Genomic DNA, 17083 nt, shown 5'->3' with positions numbered 1-17083 from the left:
AGCTTTCAGCAAGTGTGTATTTAGCCACTTCATATCCCCCCAGTAAAACATTAGAGTAAGTTTAGCAGAATAAAGCGGAATCGAAAAGCCTTCCTTTCCACTCTGCATAATAGTTTTTCTTTATAGCCAGCCGCTATCTCTATTTCATTATGGCTGCACTGTAAGTTCTTTAGTCGGCATAGAGTGCTGTGTTCTAGCTGTTACATGCGAAGTCACATCATATTTGCCTTCCTTCATCAGGATCGCCTCAGCTTTATATGTACCGTTGCCGGAGAGCTTGCCTTCAAGCTCCTGCTTGTCTTCTTCATTATTCTTATTCACAATCTCAAAAAGCACCGCCTTCGCATCATCCACAGCTTCACTCCCCTGGGAGACCACAGCCTCAAAAACCACCTTTTGATTTACCGATACGTCCACCGGATTCCAGCTCAGTTCGACGTGAATCGGCTCCATAGAGTGCTCTGATCCGTCATGCATATGGCTTGATTTCCCACTATTACCTGAACAGCTTACAATCATTGACATCGTCACAATCGTAAAAAGAGTAATCAGCTTCTTGGGTTTTATCATCCGGAGTCCTCCCGACCAAGGTAGAATTTATAATGATATTTCCAGCTTGTGGTTGCATTCTTTTACTATTATACACAACATATTCGCAATTTTAGAAGATTGCTTAAACTTTCACGCCTTTTTCGTGAAGTTAGTCATATACAGATGGATTATCTCCCTATTATAATTGGCCAACCTCTTTGTTTGAGCGCAAAAAAGCCAGCATCCCATTAGGGATACCGGCTTCTCAAAGGTTACACTATAGCGATTGTACCAGGGGGAGGAGCTCAGAGAGATGGCCGATTCTATAATCCGGCTGAATCTCAGGATTTGGTAATTTGCCGGTACGGTTGATCCAGACAGTAGTCAGACCAGCGGCCAAGCCGCCCTTAATATCCGTCGTGAGTTTGTCGCCGACCATGATCCCTTGTTCAGGGGTTATATCCAGCAGCGAAAGAGCATGCAGGAAGATATCCTTGTCCGGTTTTCCTTTGCCAAAGCTGCCTGAGATAACTACATGATCAAAATAGGGGATAAGCTCAGGCACTCCGTCGAGCTTCTCCTGCTGCAGTGACGGGCAACCATTCGTAAGCAGCAGTAGTTTCACCTTACCACGTAGTGCATCAAGCACCTGTAACGTCTCTTCATACATGTACGGCAGGCTACGGCGCTCGGCAGCAAACCTGTCTGCCAGCGTTTCGGCAAGCACCTCATCTTCGACACCGAGGGAGGCCAGACCACGCCGCCACGATTCTTTACGGTATACAGGAGCCAACTGTTGGAGCTTACGGAACTCCGGCTGTTCTCCAGCTGAGAAATTGGACCAAAGTGCTTCATAAGGATTAATCCCGATCATCTTTGTAAAAGGGAACGTCTCATAAGTTTCATAAAGATTCCTGGCTTCCCTGCGAACAGCAACTTCAAGCTCTTTAGGATCAATGGAGTCACCTGCAGCTTCACATGCATTGCGGAAGGCTTCTTCAACACTCCGTTCATCCCAGAGCAATGTATCGTCAAGATCAAATAGTACGGCGGTAATTGGCATTAGATTTCTCCCTCTCCCTACGCTGTTATATCTTCCTACTCGTGTACTACTTCGATGTTATTGGCTTTGCCGAACTCCTCCAGGCGTACACCCATGGCCTCAGTGTTATAGCGGTTAATCAGCTTGGAGAAAATCCACTGTTTGCGCTTGCCCTTATATTTAAGCACGACCACTCCACGGGACAAAGTGATCTTCTCAATATCTCCAGCTTGCAGCCAGCGTTCACGGTTATACTTAATCGTAGACACTCTGTTGCGCTCAACCTTCAGATACGGACGCCGGAAGAATAGAAGTGCCGCCAGCGCAAAGTAAAGAACGACGCCCAGCCAATTGGCAAGGATGCCGCTGCCTCTGGCCTCGTCGATCGAGCCTACCACCCAGAACATAATTCCAAGCAGCATTAGAACAACAGGAAATGCAATGTTGCGGCCCTTAAAGATATCACTATTTTTCGCAGCTGATTTTGACGAAGAAACATAAATGGAATCCTTGCCCTGCTTCTTTCTTTGCTTGTTGATCTGCTGTGTGTTGCGTTGAACCATTCTTTCCCAAGAACGGGCCATGTCAGTTCCCCCTAGTCATCCTGTAATATCTATGAAAAAGACACACTGGACTAATGTTTGAGTCCCTTGTTGCCTTGTTCATGCTCATCATTATCCACGATTTCAATAGTGTCGAGCTGGGCCCGGAAGTTGCTGCGGATGTTGCCCAGATAAATCTCGCGGAGCTTGGCCCGTTCAGCCAATTCCTCTTCACTCAGGCCGCCATTCTTCTGTTTGCGTGCCAGTTCATTGATGCGTGCGACCAATTCGTCAATATTCAATACTTTCCCCTCCCCTATAAATTCATTCTAACTTTGCCATGAGAAAAAGAGCTTGTCAAGGTCTCCCCCCTGAAAGCTCTTTACGTCAGTCTATACTGCTTATGATGAAGTTAATACACAGGCAATGTCAGTATATCTCCAGCCTGAATGTTCCCGTTCTTCAAACCGCTTGTTTTTTTAATTCCTTCTATATATACGACCGTCTTCATACCCGCTGGTTTGTTCTTTAGGGCGATACTCCAGAGCGTGTCTCCGCGTTCAACTACTACCCGCTTTTCCTGCTTCACTAATGATGCTGAACTCGCAAAAACATTACCAACAACTGTAAATCCCGATACAACAAGCATAAAGACCAGCATTAGCTTCACCAGATACTCTTTCCGGCATAGTCCTATGATCTCCGAAAATAAAGCGGCGGCGGATTGTTTCATTTCATTCATATGATTAGAAGCAGATTGTCCTCTAGTTGAATTAACTTCACCGGCCTCTTCGTAGATGCTGCGGTATGTACTGTATTTTAACATTGTCATCGTCCTCCAAACACTTGTTCTTACTTTCGAAAATAATATAACACGAACATGTGTTTTGATCAATAGATTTTTTAGAACAATTGTTCGCTTTTTTCCGTATCCATAAATGTGTCAGTTTTCAGCACCGGCATTGCCTTTTCCCGCCATTTTCAAACCGTTATTGGATACTAATATGGTAAAAGGCTACTATTTCCACTATTAATCTCAGATTGTTAGAACTTATGTTTGTACGAACGGAAGTTCTATGTTATAATTTTCCCAAACATACTATATGGGGTTGATTCCGATGTCAAAGATTTCGAGTCGTCAGCTGGCGATCCTGGAATTTATACGTAACGAAGTCCGTAGCAAGGGTTATCCTCCGTCCGTCCGGGAAATCGGTGAAGCTGTAGGCTTGGCCTCAAGCTCCACAGTGCACGGCCATCTGGACCGGCTTGAGAAGAAAGGCCTTATCCGCCGCGACCCTACGAAACCGCGTGCAATTGAGCTGCTCGGCCAGGAAGATTCCGAGAATGTACATCAATTCGTACAGACGGTTACCCGTATTCCTGTCGTAGGTAAGGTCACCGCCGGGGTGCCGATTACCGCAACGGAGAATATCGAAGATTACTTCCCACTACCTTCCCACTATGTGGGAGATAACAAGGTATTTATGCTCTCCGTTCTCGGTGACAGCATGGTGGAAGCAGGTATTATGAATGGTGACTATGTAATCGTCCGCCAGCAGCAGACTGCTGACAACGGCGATATCGTCGTTGCCATGACCGAAGAAGACGAAGCTACAGTCAAGACATTCTACAAAGAACGTGACCACATTCGTCTACAGCCGGAGAATCCGGCTTATGAACCCCTCCGTCTTAACCGCGTTACGATTTTGGGACGAGTTATCGGTCTCTTCCGCGATATCCATTAATATTTTTGTTCATATTTAAGGGCTGCTTCACTTGAAAAAGTGAAGCAGCCCTTTCCCCTTTTCAAATGGTCATTTTACTCATCACGAACATTTGTTCTGTTTATCCCATATAACAATTCCTTCGAACAGCAACAGCACTCCGCACATATTCTGATAGCAAAGGAGTGCTGAATCTATGCCTAATTATCGGATTATTGTTGATTTGTCGCAGCGCATGCTTTATTTGCTTGACAATAACATCGTTACCAGAGGGTTCCCTGTCGGTATTGGCACCATGCTTACCGTTACACCGGCGGGAGAATACACTATCATTAACAAACAGCCTAAGCCTGGCGGACCCTTCGGTGCATTCTGGATGGGTCTATCCAAACCACATTACGGCATTCATGGAACGAATGACCCTTCCTCCATCGGACATATGGTCTCCCATGGCTGTATCCGCATGTACAATGAGGATGTGCTGGCCCTTGCAGCAATCGTGCCTATTGGAACACGGGTTACAATAAGGGATTAACAGCATGGTGATCAGACAAAAGCAAAAACACCCTAAGGATCACAAAAAAATGATCGAGGGTGTTTTTCATTGTGCTTAATATGGGTCCTTCCTGTCTGCCGATTCATACCGGTCGCGTATTTCACGATTTTTAGCATATATGTACAAATCCAAAGCTATTATTCCTCTCCGGGCAAGTTTAACCAACAGTACGAATGCGTAAATACAAGCTACAACCGATATGAGCCACATCAATACGCTAAACACGCCAATACCATTAAGGAAAAAAATCTCACGATGCATAGACAACTTTCCTCACTCCCCTGTGTTCATAAATATGAAAATACCCCACCGTTTTGGCAGGGTACAGTTATTCCGTCATTATACTGTTGGGTGGAACAAATTGTATATGATCTTTATTTCAGCAGATTTGGCCTAGGCTCTATCGGAAAGGCTGGTTTGTTGTGTTTCGGCAGCCTCATCAGAGGAACCATGTCCGGGACCCAGCAAATTCAGCACAATCACACCAATGACGATTAAGGTTATTCCTATTACGCTGCCTGTATTTATTTTTTCTTTCCAGATCAGTACCGAGATAAGAACTGTAGCTACCGCCCCGATTCCAGACCAAATTGCATAGGCCGTATTTAATGGAATAGTCTTCAGTGATAACGACAAAAAGAAGAACGAGCAAATAAAACTAATCAGCATTACGATTACAGGAATAATTTTGGTGAATCCTTGCGATGCTTTGAGCATCGAAGTTCCTACAAGTTCGCTGGCAATGGATATCGCCAAAAACAGATACGGCACTTACTTCTCCTCCTTTACTCCGTCCATCAATTCTTTGTAAATGCGTTCTTTTAACTCCTGATCTGGCGGTGCCAGTCCAAACTTTTCTGCAAACCAGAGTCCGTCGGTCACCAGTCGGGCAATGGTTGCACGAAGTGGATCCACACCGTCATTTTCAAAATTGTGTTGCCATTCAGCATATTTCTCCTGCATGTTTGTCAACAACCCTGGATTCGTAAATAAAGCTGCTGCCAGCACCGAGTTCATGTCACTGCCTTCTCCAAAACCATAAAAAGTAGATTCAATGTACGCCCTGCTCCATTTACCAGCTTCTCGCTGGTCATGCTCTACACGGCTCTGAACATCTTCCGTAAAGTTTCGGGTCAGCTCATCCACCATACCGGAAACCAGTTGTTCCTTGTTAGGAAAGTGATACAGTAAACCGCCTTTGCTCACGTTGGCCGCTTTGGCCACAGCTTCCAGAGTTAAGTGCTCCACCCCTTGATCACGAACAATGGAGGAAGCCGCTTGCAAAATCATTTTTTTCTTAGAGCTGTTGTTATGTACAGTCACCTTATCACCCCCATTTGAACTGTACCGTCTGGACGGTTTTTTGTCAAACCAATATAAGTATAAATAACCTGACTACTCCGCAAGCAAAAATATATTGTGAATACGCTATCCGCTTGCAATGCCCACAAAATGGGTAATAACTACCATATAGTTTGAAGATCAGCTATTCGTTCCGCTATTGGCCGTTCTCTTTAAGTTTGGTTACGCGCATATGTCTTATCCATACTTATGTAAGGTGAATGAATGGGCTATCCTAGAGTTATACAGGAATTCAACCTTACAGGCGGGAGGAAAAAGATGAAAAAGAACAAACCATTCTATACAATTTGGTGGTTCTGGGTGGTCTTAGTAGCCGCCGGCATCATAGGGTTGGTTACCCTCGGGAACGATGACAAGTCAGATGATCATACTTCTTCGATTACGGCGCTAGCAACACCGATGGTTACTGCCAAGCCAACAACTGAATCAAGTCCATCTCCAGCAACAAAACCAACGACTAAGCCTACAGCAGAACCTACAACTGCCCCACCCCTTTCACCTTCAGCCGAACGAACTGTCAACGCCACTCAAGCAACGTCTGCTGATCAAGTACCTTTATCTGCTGACGAGGTGCTGGCTTTTACTGCCAATCTTACAGGTAAAACTTTTATAAAAGACGTAAACGTCGGGACAGACAATATAACGGTTACTTTTTTTGAGACTTACCAAGCATATAAAGAAGCGAACCCAACCTCCGGCATTACAAAAGAAGATTACATCGATTACTTTTCTACAGGCGACCAAATAAACAAACTGCTCATGGAAGAAACAAGCCGATTATTTGCGCAATTCCCCGGAGCTGCTTCGATTGACATGGTGATTCCCTACGATGGGAAAATCTATTCCGTAGCTCTCACGCAAGGAGAAATCGAGCGATTTTATAACGTGGACTTCAGTACACTGGCTTCCAATGAGATATGGAGAGAGAAAGTAAGCAATCCACACTTCAACAAAAGAGACCGGCAACAATTCGTTGAGCAGTTCATCCAAGTAAATTAATAAGTAGTTTGTGATGTACACCGATTAATTGTATAATCTACTAAATATTAACTAGGAGTGACCGCAATGAGTAAACTCACGCGTTCAGACAAAGCTATCGTTTCCTTTTTACTTGGTTTCGCCTCCGTGTTCATTATTGCATTCTTCGTAATTCGATATATTGTGCAAAATGTTTCATTTGCTCCATAAAATCCATAATCACTTTCGGCACCTGTATGGGAAAAGCTTAAACATAGACATCAATACCCCGTCATTATAAACACTGACGGGGTATTGTTCGTCAAAGGATGGTGAACTATTTTCCAGTTACAGTAGCCGTAAAGACTAAAGGTCCGGAGACAAAAGCAGTAGTTGCCGGAGTCTGATTCTCAATGATCAATTGATAGTTTTGTACACCCAGTGGCGCTGTTTCTACAAACAATTCTTCAAGTGTTATATTATTATCAAAGACATTAGTTACCAGATTATAGTAAATTTCAGTACCAGCCCGCCAAATACGCACAAGAAGTCTAATATTTCCGGCTCCGACTAATCTAACACCAATTAAGGCCCTTAATTCCACCCTATGGTTAAATGACTTGGGATTTGCAGGGTCAATAAACACCGACAACGATGCAATCTGTACGCCTCCACCATTATTAGGAATAGGCAAACTGATACCATTAGTAATAGGAGTTACAACATTATCACTATACGCAATAACCGTTTCTGCCATTTCATCATCTCCTCCCAGTTCTGCTTTATACTATTCTTGGGAGATGTTAATGCGTAGATTAATAACACCCGGCTAAACATCTTTTTTAGTTATTGCGCTAAGTAAAACTGACAGGATCGGAGAAAAATAATGAATAACATATTAATAGTTGAAGATGATATCGCTTTGAGCGATGGTATTGTAAAGAATGAAATCACAGGTATGCAAAATACAGTAGTAGTGATTGGCGGAACACTTAGCTTGATTATTGGTTTAATTGGTGTACTGATTTGCAAATGCGATATTAACTAGTATTTTGACCCGTCGCCAGGAATTTGCCATATTGCAAAGCATTGGTATGACCAATAAACAATTGAAAACAATGCTTATCTATGAAGGGCTGTACTTTGTACTTGGTACCAGAGTATGCTCAAGCTTATTAGGAAGTCTATCCTTACTCTTGATTGCAAAACCCTTTACTGATTTAATGTGGTTTATGAGTTATAAATTCATTATCTGGCCCTTGCTCGGTGTACTGCCTATTCTATTATTACTTGGAATCTGTATTCCACTAGCCAGCTATTCTCTAAGCGGCAGAAAAAGTATTTTGGAACGGCTTCGGACAGCTGAATAAATAGCTAATTTCTCTTACTTTTTTTATCTTAATACAAACAATCTATCATTCACTCTCATAAGCTGTATTAGCTACATGAGAGGATAGGTGAAATATATGAGTATTCAATTTTTAGATATGCGTATTGCCCAAGATAGTACATCTGATACACCAGCGTTAGGGCTAAGTTCATCTTCTTTTCCCTACACGTTTGGAGATATAGGATTACAGACAACAAGTGTTTCCCCTGAAAATGTTGGCTTGGTCCGGGTGACACTAAATGCGTATGCCCGGCTAACGTTATCCGCTTCTTCAAGTTCAACTGTCGTCCCTAATGCTACCTTTACCATACTGCGAAACGGTACTCAGATCTTTTCCACCGTCTACCAAAAGCCAGCTACGCAATTTGAGTCTATCTATGAAATGAGCGGACTGACCGCCGTTGACTACCCTCCTGCTGCAGATGTACTTTCAGGTCAACTCAGATATACCATTTATGTAGTTACTAATTATGGCATTACTTTAGGAGCAAGATGCTTCAGTGGGAGCGCAGTAGCAGGTAATGGGTAATGATCTTTTTAGTTTGTATCCCCGGAGACTACGGGGATTTTTTATTTAGTCACTCTCATCTAACTTGATCCAATCCCAATCATCCTCTGAGGCCCGCAGTTTTATACCTCGGCGCTCCTTGTCTACACTTATAAATCTCATAACAATCCCCCGGTACATTTGCAGCATACTTCTCCTAAGAATAATCGTCTAATACGAGTAGCTTCTGCACAGCATGGTCCAAATGTGCAAAAAAAGAACGTCCACCAAGGACGTTCCCTAATTTTCTTTATTCATTTTCAACATTCCAGCTAATTACGCATTACTTTCTGTTTTACGCTCTTGACTTGCATGTAATGTTTTCATTGCAAATCTTGCTATTGGCTGCGCAACCAACAGTTCAATCCAAAAAGCTATCCCAAAGTTTCTTGGCCAGATGTGAAGGAAGTTTTTAAACGGTTCTAGGCTTATTTGTTTGGTCCCAACCCATGTACCGATAATCCGATAATAAAATAGATAACACTGTGACATTCAATAAAGTATTCAATAGAACCCTGGCGTTAAAACCGTCGGTTTGTCCCATGAATTTTGGCATTACTTTCCCAACCACTGGTCCTGCAAGTAATCTTACCAATAAAACTACGATTATCCACATGAATGGAATAATCTTTAGTGTATCTATATACACTTCCTTACTGAAACCAAGTTCCAACCCCACAATAATAGGAGCAATAGTATTTACTGAAAGAATTGAAATAATCAATAAAAATAATATACCTTCTTTTGCGTTTCTAGGCAGTCTTGTGTCTCCATGCATGTTTGTCATCTCCGTGAATAATATTTCAGATGGCAGACGTATCATGAGACATATATTTTCGGTCAATAAAAAGACCGTACTGAAACTTATTAGATTCCCCTGTTGGTTACTTCAATAATAAATATTCGTAGTATGGTCCAGACATGCATCTCTACAAAGGAGATCAAATGCGTTTGCTCCACGCGCAGTATTTCGGTTGCCCGCTCATACCAATCATGCCTCTTCTTATAAAATAAAGCACATGTTACATAATCTTAAGATAGTAGTATTTGGAGTATGGAGGTGTATACTTGACTACTAGTACGTGGTTATCCATTATGATAATAATCATCATAGCTGCTGCACCCTTGATTCTAAAGCAGAGTAAGAAAAAATGAATCACTGATAAAGGGGATTGGGCGGTTAACCTCCTCTGTGTGTTATTATGAAAACAAAGGGGGAATTACCTTGAAAATACTAAATAAACTGTACACCGAGTATTTAATTATCCCTCGTACCTTTCGTCTGTTGATGTTGTGGGAATGGATCATTTTATTTTTTATTGCCGGGTATAAATTTGGCTGGTTTAATTGGAGTTAATAAATAGTCCGGTAATTTTTGAATCAAATACGACCTTCGTACCGTCAAATGAATTAATTTATACCCTATTCCTTTTTTTGCACAGCAGATGGGATTCGGATAGGAATCGAGAGTTTAATGCCTTTACCTACTCAGAGTAAGCACTTAGACTTTAATTAATGGGCTATGACAGCCCCTTAAACCTAATTATACAAAATCTATACGATAGACCTTTTTTCACTCATGGATAAAATTTTCCCTCAAACAAAAAAACCTCAATAATTACGCGTTAAGGGCTCCTTTATTTCAGTAATGAGTCATGTACTGATCTCTTTCCCTCTCGTAAACTTAGGTGTCTTTGATATCTCCTCTGTAATATTCGCCCTCTTGGAATATCCGTGGTTGTTTTTTATCCATTCTTTACATCGCATACGTATAAGTGGAATAAACACTGCCTTCATTTGCCATAGTTGCAAACCTAACGCCTTCCGTTTTTTCAGGAATAACTTCGTTGCATCCGAAACATTTGAGGCTTCCGTGTTTTAACTACCTTGTCAAGTAGAACGTCCATCTTACTTATCCTCCCTTGGAGGCAGAGAAGGGCTGTAACCTACTCTATCCCCTTATGTCATGTATCTTCGCACTGTGCATTAACCTCAACGCAATCAGATTTGTTATAAGTGCTTTAGTCATAACATTATTGGATTCATGCTGCCTTGGATATTTGGACTTATATTTCCTGCTGCTCGGAGAAACAAATCCTAGCCTTAGGTCTGGTACAACTCCATTCCCAAGACTGTTTTGAGCCTTCTCTTCACCACGTATAATGAAAGTAATTGAAAAACGTGAGAGGAAGGACAGGGAAAATGAATGATAAAGTGTATACTAGGCCGATTGGAGTGCTGGATTCCATACAAGTTCCTGTAGAATCACAATCTAAACCTCGCAAACGTGGAGGAAGTCCCAAGACATATCGGAGTATTTTGTATTTCTTAATATCATTGCCGATCACGATTGTCTATTTCGTGTTTATGGTGACAGGGCTAGCGTTATCCATTGGATTAACACCAATTTTCATCGGCATTCCCTTGTTTTTTGCAGTAGCTAAGGGATTAGATTACATCGTAAATTTTGAACAAGAGCTAGTAAGATCATTGCTGGATATTCCTAGATCGACCGAGGAACACAGATCAGATATGCAGAAGGAGGTAGCAAGCTTCCTTCAACGAATAAAATTGGGTTTTCATGGTGCGGATTTTGCACGTAACATCATGTTGATTATGGGGCGGTTCGTTTCCAGTATTGTCTTCTTTTCACTTACGGTAGCGATGGTAGCGACTGCATTGAGTCTGATTACACTACCTGTGCTTCATCAGATTTTTCTGCAAACGATGGATTTGAACATTCTTGAGAATAGTGTGTTTGCTTTGTTTAATATCCACTGGACATTACCTCAACAGTATATTTCTTATGTTGTAGCTGGATTGGTCGTTGCCGTGATCGCATCTTGGGCGATTCGGTTGCTTATGGATGTACAGCGTAGAATGCTGCTTGTACCCTACGAGGAAGTACAGCAGTATTAATAGTAATGAAGAGGGTTGTCCCTAAGCCATGAAATGGCTGTCTGGGACAGCTCATTTTTTTAGTGCGCCCAGTATTAGCGCTATCTCTTGCATTAAAGTCCCGAATGGCGAAGGCAGTTTCACAGTTTGCGTCTACTGCGACACTGATCTACTCTTTAACACTACTAAGCGTGTTATATGCCGCCTCTGCCATCTCTCTATGGCTGGCGGTGAGCAAATCCGACACGGCAACAATGCCTTCCAGTGATCTTCCAAATACGTAGACATAAGAGTGGCAAATACAGCAATATCCTTATCTTCAAATGATTGAAGCAAGCGCAACTCCTTAGCCTTTAGGCTCCGGCCAGCAGCCGTGCTGAGTAGGTCAACAACTGGCTTAATCTGACTCTGGCGTTCTTGTTTCTCGTGTTCTTTCTGTTGTAGGATTGCTTGTTTCCGGGGAAGCTCTTCACAAGCGTTACTGAGAACTCCACGTCAACCTCTTCCGCGAACCAAAACATGATGAGTCGTCGCAAAAGATCTTTCTTACAATACTGGAACTGCCTTTTGATCGTCAATAGCTGCTTTTACGATATCTCCAGTAAATTCCCCTCTGTTTGCTTTAGTTGGATTTGATTTTGTGATGAGCAAGGAGATCCTTCTTCCAATCTGGAATTTCCTTTTGGCCTTCGGTTTATTTGATCCCAGACTACTATAGGTCTTTTTTCTCCTTAATCTGCTTTTCGGGCTTCCAGAATGTTTTATGTGCTTCCTGCCTGCTGTCGAGCTACTTTAATCTTGGATCACCCCCTATTCCGGGGCTGAAATGATGTGCAAATAACTTCTTTATGCCCGCATCTATTTGTGGTGAGTTTGTGGTAACCCATCTCCTCGAAGACAAATCGCCCTTCCTTCCCACACAAAGAAAAGCCCCCAACGCTTACGCGTCAAGGGCTGCTGTATTCTAGTAAAGAGTCATGTACTGATCTCTTTCCCACTCGTGAACCTGGGTGCGGTAGATATCCCACTCGATTTCTTTCAGCTCGTAGAAGTGAGCCAGTGCATGTTCGCCGAGGGCTTCGGTGATGACATGGCTGCGAATCATTTCGTTCAGCGCTTCCTTCAGATCGGATGGCAGGCTAGGGATGCCTTCTTCAATCCGCTCTTCTTCGGACATCACATAGATGTTACGGTCGATTGGAGCCGGAAGATCCAGTTGGCGCTTGATGCCGTCAAGACCTGCCTTCAACATTACAGCAAGTGCAAGGTAAGGGTTAGCTGCCGGATCCGGATTGCGGACCTCGATGCGAGTGCTCAGCCCTCTGGAAGCAGGGATACGGATCATCGGGCTGCGGTTGCTGGCGGACCATGCTACGTAGCAAGGGGCTTCATAACCGGGAACCAGACGTTTGTAAGAGTTCACTGTCGGGTTCGTGATTGCAGCAAACGCACGGGCATGCTTCAGAATACCTGCCATGTAGTAACGGGCTGTCTTGCTCAGGCCAAGTGTGTCGCTCTCATCGTAGAACACATTCTCTTTGCCTTTGAACAGGGATTGGTGAGCGTGCATACCGGATCCGTTCATTCCAAAAAGTGGTTTAGGCATAAAAGTAGCATGCAGGCCGTGCTGGCGGGCTACCGTCTTCACGACAAGCTTAAAGGTTTGAATTTGGTCAGCAGCTTTGATGGCATCAGCATATTTGAAGTCAATTTCATGCTGGCCGGAAGCAACTTCATGGTGGGAAGCTTCAATTTCAAAGCCCATCTCTTCAAGAGTCAAAACGATTTCGCGGCGGCAGTTCTCTCCAAGATCCATCGGCGCCAAATCGAAATATCCGCCTTGGTCATTCAATTCCGTAGTCGGGTTCCCTCTCTCATCAGTTTTGAAGAGGAAAAACTCAGGTTCAGGTCCAACGTTCATCGCGGTATAACCCATTTCTTCGGCTTCTTCCAGACAACGCTTCAGAATACCACGCGGGTCTCCGGCAAACGGTGTTCCGTCAGGCATGTACACATCACAAATCAGACGGGCAACCCGGCTGTCCGTCACCCAAGGGAAGATTACCCATGTGCTGAGGTCAGGATAGAGATACATGTCGGATTCTTCAATCCGTACATAACCTTCAATGGAGGATCCATCGAACATCATTTTATTGTCGAGCGCCTTTTCGAGCTGGCTAACAGGAATCTCTACATTTTTGATCGTTCCGAGCAAGTCGGTAAATTGCAGGCGAATAAAACGGACGTTTTCTTCCTTGGCGATGCGCATAATATCCTCTTTAGAAAAGCTCACTATACCCTCTCCCTTTCATGTCTCTTTATGTTATTTATTAAAAAACCGGGAAAGTTCGCCTTGAATAAGAGAGACTTGTCCCGGTCTTTTACCGGAAACCAGTTCCTGCTTCAGCAAACGATGAAGCTGTGAATCGGACAACTCTCTACGTCTAACCTCTGTATCAGGGGTAATAACCGTAGCTTCTTCGGATTCCTTCGTGACTGGGTTCATCACCTGCTTGATGCCGGCAATGTTAACACCCTTCTCGATTAATGCTTTGATTTCCAACAGGCGTTCCACATCATTAAATGAGAACAAACGCTGATTGCCGGAGGTACGAGCGGGCACTATCAGACTGTGCTGCTCATAATAACGAATTTGTCTGGCAGATAAATCGGTTAGCTTCATTACAATACCTATAGGAAATAGTGCCATATTTCTGCGGATTTCATCACCCATGACTCATCCAACCTTCCAATGATCTTTTTCTCATCTCATTGTACATTTCCTGGTTTCGCGTGTCAATGGTGTGTGAGTTTTTCTTACAGAAGATTTCTATCCCGCATACTTTGCAGTGCCATCAACACACCGTACTTCACATGAGAATAGGTTAATCCGCCTTGCATATAGCCAATATAGGGCGCCCGGATCGGCGCATCCGCAGATAACTCCAAGCTGCCACCCTGAATAAACGTTCCTGCCGCCATAATGACAGGATGTTCATAACCGGGCATATCCCAAGGCTCAGGCACAACATGGCTGTCAACGGCTGCAGCACGTTGAATCCCCTGCACAAAGGCAATCAGATGCTCCGGCCCGTCAAAAGCAACCGCCTGGATCAGGTCCGTACGCGGTTCATCCCAGGCTGGTTTGGTCGTAAACCCGCAGCGCTGAAAGACAGCAGCTGCAAAGATACTCCCTTTGAGCGCTTGCCCCACCGTGTGTGGAGCCATAAAGAGCCCTTGGTAGAGTCCGCGTGTTGTTCCCAGCATCGCGCCCACTTCTCCGCCTATCCCCGGTGCTGTGAGCCTGTAGGCCGCCAGCTCAACAAGATCGCTGCGTCCGCAAATATATCCGCCTGTCTCAGCGATTCCCCCACCCGGATTCTTGATCAGTGAACCTGCGACGAGGTCGGCTCCCACCTGGGGAGGCTCAAGCTCTTCCGTAAATTCTCCATAACAGTTGTCTACGAATACAATGACATCCGGTTTCAACGTTTTCACTTTTGTTACCATATCGCCGATTTCAGCGACCGTAAAGGAAGAACGCCAATCATAGCCCCGCGATCTTTGGATTCCGATAACTTTTGTATGGTCATTTATAGTAAGTGCTACTTCGTCCCAATCAGCTTTCCCCTCGGCAGTTAAAGCGGTCTCACGGTAGCCGATACCAAAATCGGCCAAAGAGCCTGTCCCGTCACCGGGCTTGCCAACTACTTTATGCAACGTATCGTATGGGCGTCCTGTGATGTACAGCAATTCGTCTCCTGGACGCAGGACGCCAAAAAGCGCCGTAGAGATGGTATGCGTACCAGAAGCAAAATGAGGCCGAACCAGCGCTGCCTCCGCACCAAATACCTCAGCATATACAAGATCCAGTACTTCACGGCCCCGGTCATTATAGGCATAGCCGGTAGAACCGGCAAAATGAAAATCGCTCACCTGCTGCCGCTGGAACGCCTCAATAACCTTCCATTGATTGTGATCCACTATCCGGTCGAGCTTTTTTACCGCACTTTCAATTTCAAGTTCTGCAGCCTCCGCCGCATGTAAAATATCCTCTGCAAAAACAGCCATTTCCCCTTGTTCTCCCCTTACATTACATTTACTTAACATCAAGAATTAGCCCCACACAGTAGGATTCGGCTTCGAAAACAGAAGGAGATATCCATGCTTTGTGGGGACACTCAATGCATTCCTTAATTTATTTGAGACTTGCTCAAAATGATGGTTTATTCCTGCACTACGAACTCCGTTAACTTGTAGCCCCATTTCTCATAATCCTCTTTGTTTAAGCGGACATTGTAGAGCACATCATTCTCCTCGTACTGCTGCTCGAGCACCTCTCCTACACGGTAGAGCAATGAAGACAGGTCGCCACGGTCACCCGGAATCCGGAAGGTCAGAGTATCCCCTGCCAGCGAATCTTCGATGATCTCCCGGATCAGGGTTAGATCCTGAGGGTTAAAAGCGCTGATCTTTAAATATCCCGGGCCCGCAGGAAGCATTTCCAGCTGTTCCGGCTGACAGATATCGCTTTTGTTGAACAATGTAATTTGCGGCTTTCCGGCAGCTCCCAGATCCGTGAGAATCGCTTGGACAACCTCCATTTGTTCCTCACGCATTGGAGAAGAGGCGTCGACTACATGCAGCACCAGATTCGCTTCATTCACTTCCTCCAGAGTGGCACGGAAGGATGCCACCAGATCATGCGGCAGATTCTGTATGAATCCAACCGTATCTGTTAACACAACCTCTTTGCCTGAAGGGAGCTGCAGTACACGTGAAGTCGGGTCAAGTGTGGCGAATAGCTGATTCTCAATATATACATCCGCATCCGTAAGCTGCTTCAACAGTGTCGATTTGCCAGCATTTGTGTATCCGACAAGGGCCACCTGTACGGCACCGCTCTTGCGGCGGCGTTCACGATGCAGCTCACGGGTCTTCACCACTTCGTCGAGCTGGCGTTTCAGTTCATCAATCCGGTTGCGGATGTGCCGGCGGTCCGTCTCCAGCTTGCTTTCCCCTGGTCCTCTTGTACCGATACCGCCGCCGAGCCTGGACAGGTTCTTGCCCTGCCCGGAGAGGCGCGGCAGCAGATAGGAGAGCTGTGCCAGCTCTACCTGAATAATACCTTCCCGCGTCTTCGCCCGTCCGGCAAAGATATCCAGGATCAGCTGGGTGCGGTCGATAATTTTCAGATCCAGAGCTTCCTCCAGATTGCGCACCTGCGCTCCGGACAGCTCCTGGTCAAAGATTGCCGTATTCGCACCGAAACCATCTGCAGCCATCCGCAGCTCTTCTACCTTCCCCTTGCCGATGAACCATTTGGAATCAGGAGTTTCCTTGTTCTGGCGCAGCACGTCCAGCACTTCGACACCGGCTGTCTCTGCCAGCTGCACCAATTCCTGCAGGGAAAGCTCCGGGTCGATGCCGGTGCGCTTAATTTTGTCCGTCACCAAACTGACTAATATTGCCCGGTCCTGGATATCTGTTTGTGTATCATGTGTTGTCGCCATGCATTCAATGCTCCTTATCTC

The 17083-nt window shown here is 44.6% G+C and carries 18 protein-coding genes and 2 pseudogenes; 6 read left to right on the top strand and 14 right to left on the bottom strand.

The window, feature by feature from the left end:
* Positions 1–147: 147 nt before the first annotated feature.
* The 5 genes from AC3WT9_RS02435 to AC3WT9_RS02415 all read right to left on the bottom strand — a co-directional run bounded on the left by AC3WT9_RS02435 (position 148) and on the right by AC3WT9_RS02415 (position 2941).
* A complete protein-coding gene (locus AC3WT9_RS02435; protein ID WP_341093770.1) occupies positions 148–570 on the bottom strand; it encodes a FixH family protein in 423 nt (140 codons plus the stop codon).
* 238 nt (positions 571–808) lie between these two features.
* Positions 809–1594, bottom strand: a complete 786-nt coding sequence (locus AC3WT9_RS02430; protein WP_341093772.1) for an HAD family hydrolase — start codon at positions 1592–1594, stop codon at positions 809–811.
* A gap of 35 nt (positions 1595–1629) precedes the next feature.
* Positions 1630–2157 carry a hypothetical protein gene (locus AC3WT9_RS02425; RefSeq protein ID WP_341378845.1) on the bottom strand — a complete coding sequence of 176 codons (528 nt, stop codon included), beginning with the start codon at positions 2155–2157 and terminating at the stop codon, positions 1630–1632.
* Between the two features lie 50 nt (positions 2158–2207).
* Entirely contained in the window at positions 2208–2417 is a 210-nt protein-coding gene (locus AC3WT9_RS02420) for a DUF896 domain-containing protein (protein WP_038592973.1), read from the bottom strand.
* A 110-nt stretch (positions 2418–2527) separates the two neighbouring features.
* Positions 2528–2941 carry a LysM peptidoglycan-binding domain-containing protein gene (locus AC3WT9_RS02415; RefSeq protein WP_341378848.1) on the bottom strand — a complete coding sequence of 138 codons (414 nt, stop codon included), beginning with the start codon at positions 2939–2941 and terminating at the stop codon, positions 2528–2530.
* A 292-nt stretch (positions 2942–3233) separates the two neighbouring features.
* Between AC3WT9_RS02415 and lexA the strand changes: the two genes are divergently transcribed.
* Both lexA and AC3WT9_RS02405 read left to right on the top strand, forming a co-directional pair.
* Positions 3234–3860, top strand: a complete 627-nt coding sequence (gene lexA, locus AC3WT9_RS02410; RefSeq protein ID WP_038592979.1) for a transcriptional repressor LexA — start codon at positions 3234–3236, stop codon at positions 3858–3860.
* 175 nt (positions 3861–4035) lie between these two features.
* On the top strand, positions 4036–4374 hold the full coding sequence (locus AC3WT9_RS02405; protein ID WP_341093776.1) for a L,D-transpeptidase: 339 nt from the start codon (positions 4036–4038) through the stop codon (positions 4372–4374).
* Between the two features lie 414 nt (positions 4375–4788).
* Here the strand turns inward: AC3WT9_RS02405 and AC3WT9_RS02400 are convergent, their stop codons facing one another.
* The gene (locus AC3WT9_RS02400; protein WP_341093779.1) at positions 4789–5166 is read right to left on the bottom strand and encodes a DMT family transporter; all 378 of its coding nucleotides are present in this window, start codon (positions 5164–5166) and stop codon (positions 4789–4791) included.
* On the bottom strand, positions 5167–5718 hold the full coding sequence (locus AC3WT9_RS02395; RefSeq protein ID WP_341093780.1) for a TetR/AcrR family transcriptional regulator: 552 nt from the start codon (positions 5716–5718) through the stop codon (positions 5167–5169).
* A gap of 297 nt (positions 5719–6015) precedes the next feature.
* Here AC3WT9_RS02395 and AC3WT9_RS02390 point away from each other — a divergent pair, with 297 nt between their 5' ends.
* A complete protein-coding gene (locus AC3WT9_RS02390) occupies positions 6016–6756 on the top strand; it encodes a hypothetical protein (protein ID WP_341378849.1) in 741 nt (246 codons plus the stop codon).
* A gap of 295 nt (positions 6757–7051) precedes the next feature.
* On the opposite strand, the gene AC3WT9_RS02385 is transcribed toward AC3WT9_RS02390, so the two are convergent.
* Positions 7052–7471, bottom strand: a complete 420-nt coding sequence (locus AC3WT9_RS02385; protein ID WP_341378850.1) for a hypothetical protein — start codon at positions 7469–7471, stop codon at positions 7052–7054.
* Positions 7472–7660: 189 nt separating this feature from the next.
* On the opposite strand from AC3WT9_RS02385, the pseudogene AC3WT9_RS02380 reads away from it, so the two are divergent.
* Together AC3WT9_RS02380 and AC3WT9_RS02375 are read left to right on the top strand one after the other, a co-directional pair.
* Positions 7661–8084 (top strand): annotated as a pseudogene (locus AC3WT9_RS02380) (FtsX-like permease family protein); the annotation flags it as partial.
* Between the two features lie 96 nt (positions 8085–8180).
* The gene (locus tag AC3WT9_RS02375) at positions 8181–8633 is read left to right on the top strand and encodes a hypothetical protein (protein ID WP_341093786.1); all 453 of its coding nucleotides are present in this window, start codon (positions 8181–8183) and stop codon (positions 8631–8633) included.
* Positions 8634–8927: 294 nt separating this feature from the next.
* Here AC3WT9_RS02375 and AC3WT9_RS02370 read toward each other — a convergent pair.
* Positions 8928–9429, bottom strand: a pseudogene (locus AC3WT9_RS02370) (DUF2798 domain-containing protein).
* 1424 nt (positions 9430–10853) lie between these two features.
* Here AC3WT9_RS02370 and AC3WT9_RS02365 point away from each other — a divergent pair.
* Positions 10854–11570, top strand: a complete 717-nt coding sequence (locus AC3WT9_RS02365) for a sensor domain-containing protein (protein ID WP_341093788.1) — start codon at positions 10854–10856, stop codon at positions 11568–11570.
* Between the two features lie 332 nt (positions 11571–11902).
* Here AC3WT9_RS02365 and AC3WT9_RS02360 read toward each other — a convergent pair whose 3' ends face one another.
* The 5 genes from AC3WT9_RS02360 to hflX form a co-directional block, all read right to left on the bottom strand.
* The gene (locus tag AC3WT9_RS02360) at positions 11903–12070 is read right to left on the bottom strand and encodes a hypothetical protein (protein ID WP_341093792.1); all 168 of its coding nucleotides are present in this window, start codon (positions 12068–12070) and stop codon (positions 11903–11905) included.
* Positions 12071–12513: 443 nt separating this feature from the next.
* Positions 12514–13842 carry a type I glutamate--ammonia ligase gene (gene glnA, locus AC3WT9_RS02355; protein ID WP_038593006.1) on the bottom strand — a complete coding sequence of 443 codons (1329 nt, stop codon included), beginning with the start codon at positions 13840–13842 and terminating at the stop codon, positions 12514–12516.
* Between the two features lie 30 nt (positions 13843–13872).
* The gene (locus AC3WT9_RS02350; protein ID WP_036656080.1) at positions 13873–14283 is read right to left on the bottom strand and encodes a MerR family transcriptional regulator; all 411 of its coding nucleotides are present in this window, start codon (positions 14281–14283) and stop codon (positions 13873–13875) included.
* A gap of 83 nt (positions 14284–14366) precedes the next feature.
* Positions 14367–15620 carry a methionine gamma-lyase family protein gene (locus AC3WT9_RS02345; protein ID WP_492407254.1) on the bottom strand — a complete coding sequence of 418 codons (1254 nt, stop codon included), beginning with the start codon at positions 15618–15620 and terminating at the stop codon, positions 14367–14369.
* A gap of 155 nt (positions 15621–15775) precedes the next feature.
* Positions 15776–17062: a GTPase HflX gene (gene hflX / locus AC3WT9_RS02340; RefSeq protein WP_341093796.1), complete on the bottom strand. Its 1287-nt coding sequence runs from the start codon at positions 17060–17062 to the stop codon at positions 15776–15778.
* Between the last annotated feature and the right edge of the window lie 21 nt (positions 17063–17083).

Source organism: Paenibacillus sp. EB106-06-01-XG199, from assembly GCF_058791575.1.
Note: the sequence above shows the minus strand (reverse complement) of the source record. Positions and strands in the feature narration are given on the sequence as shown.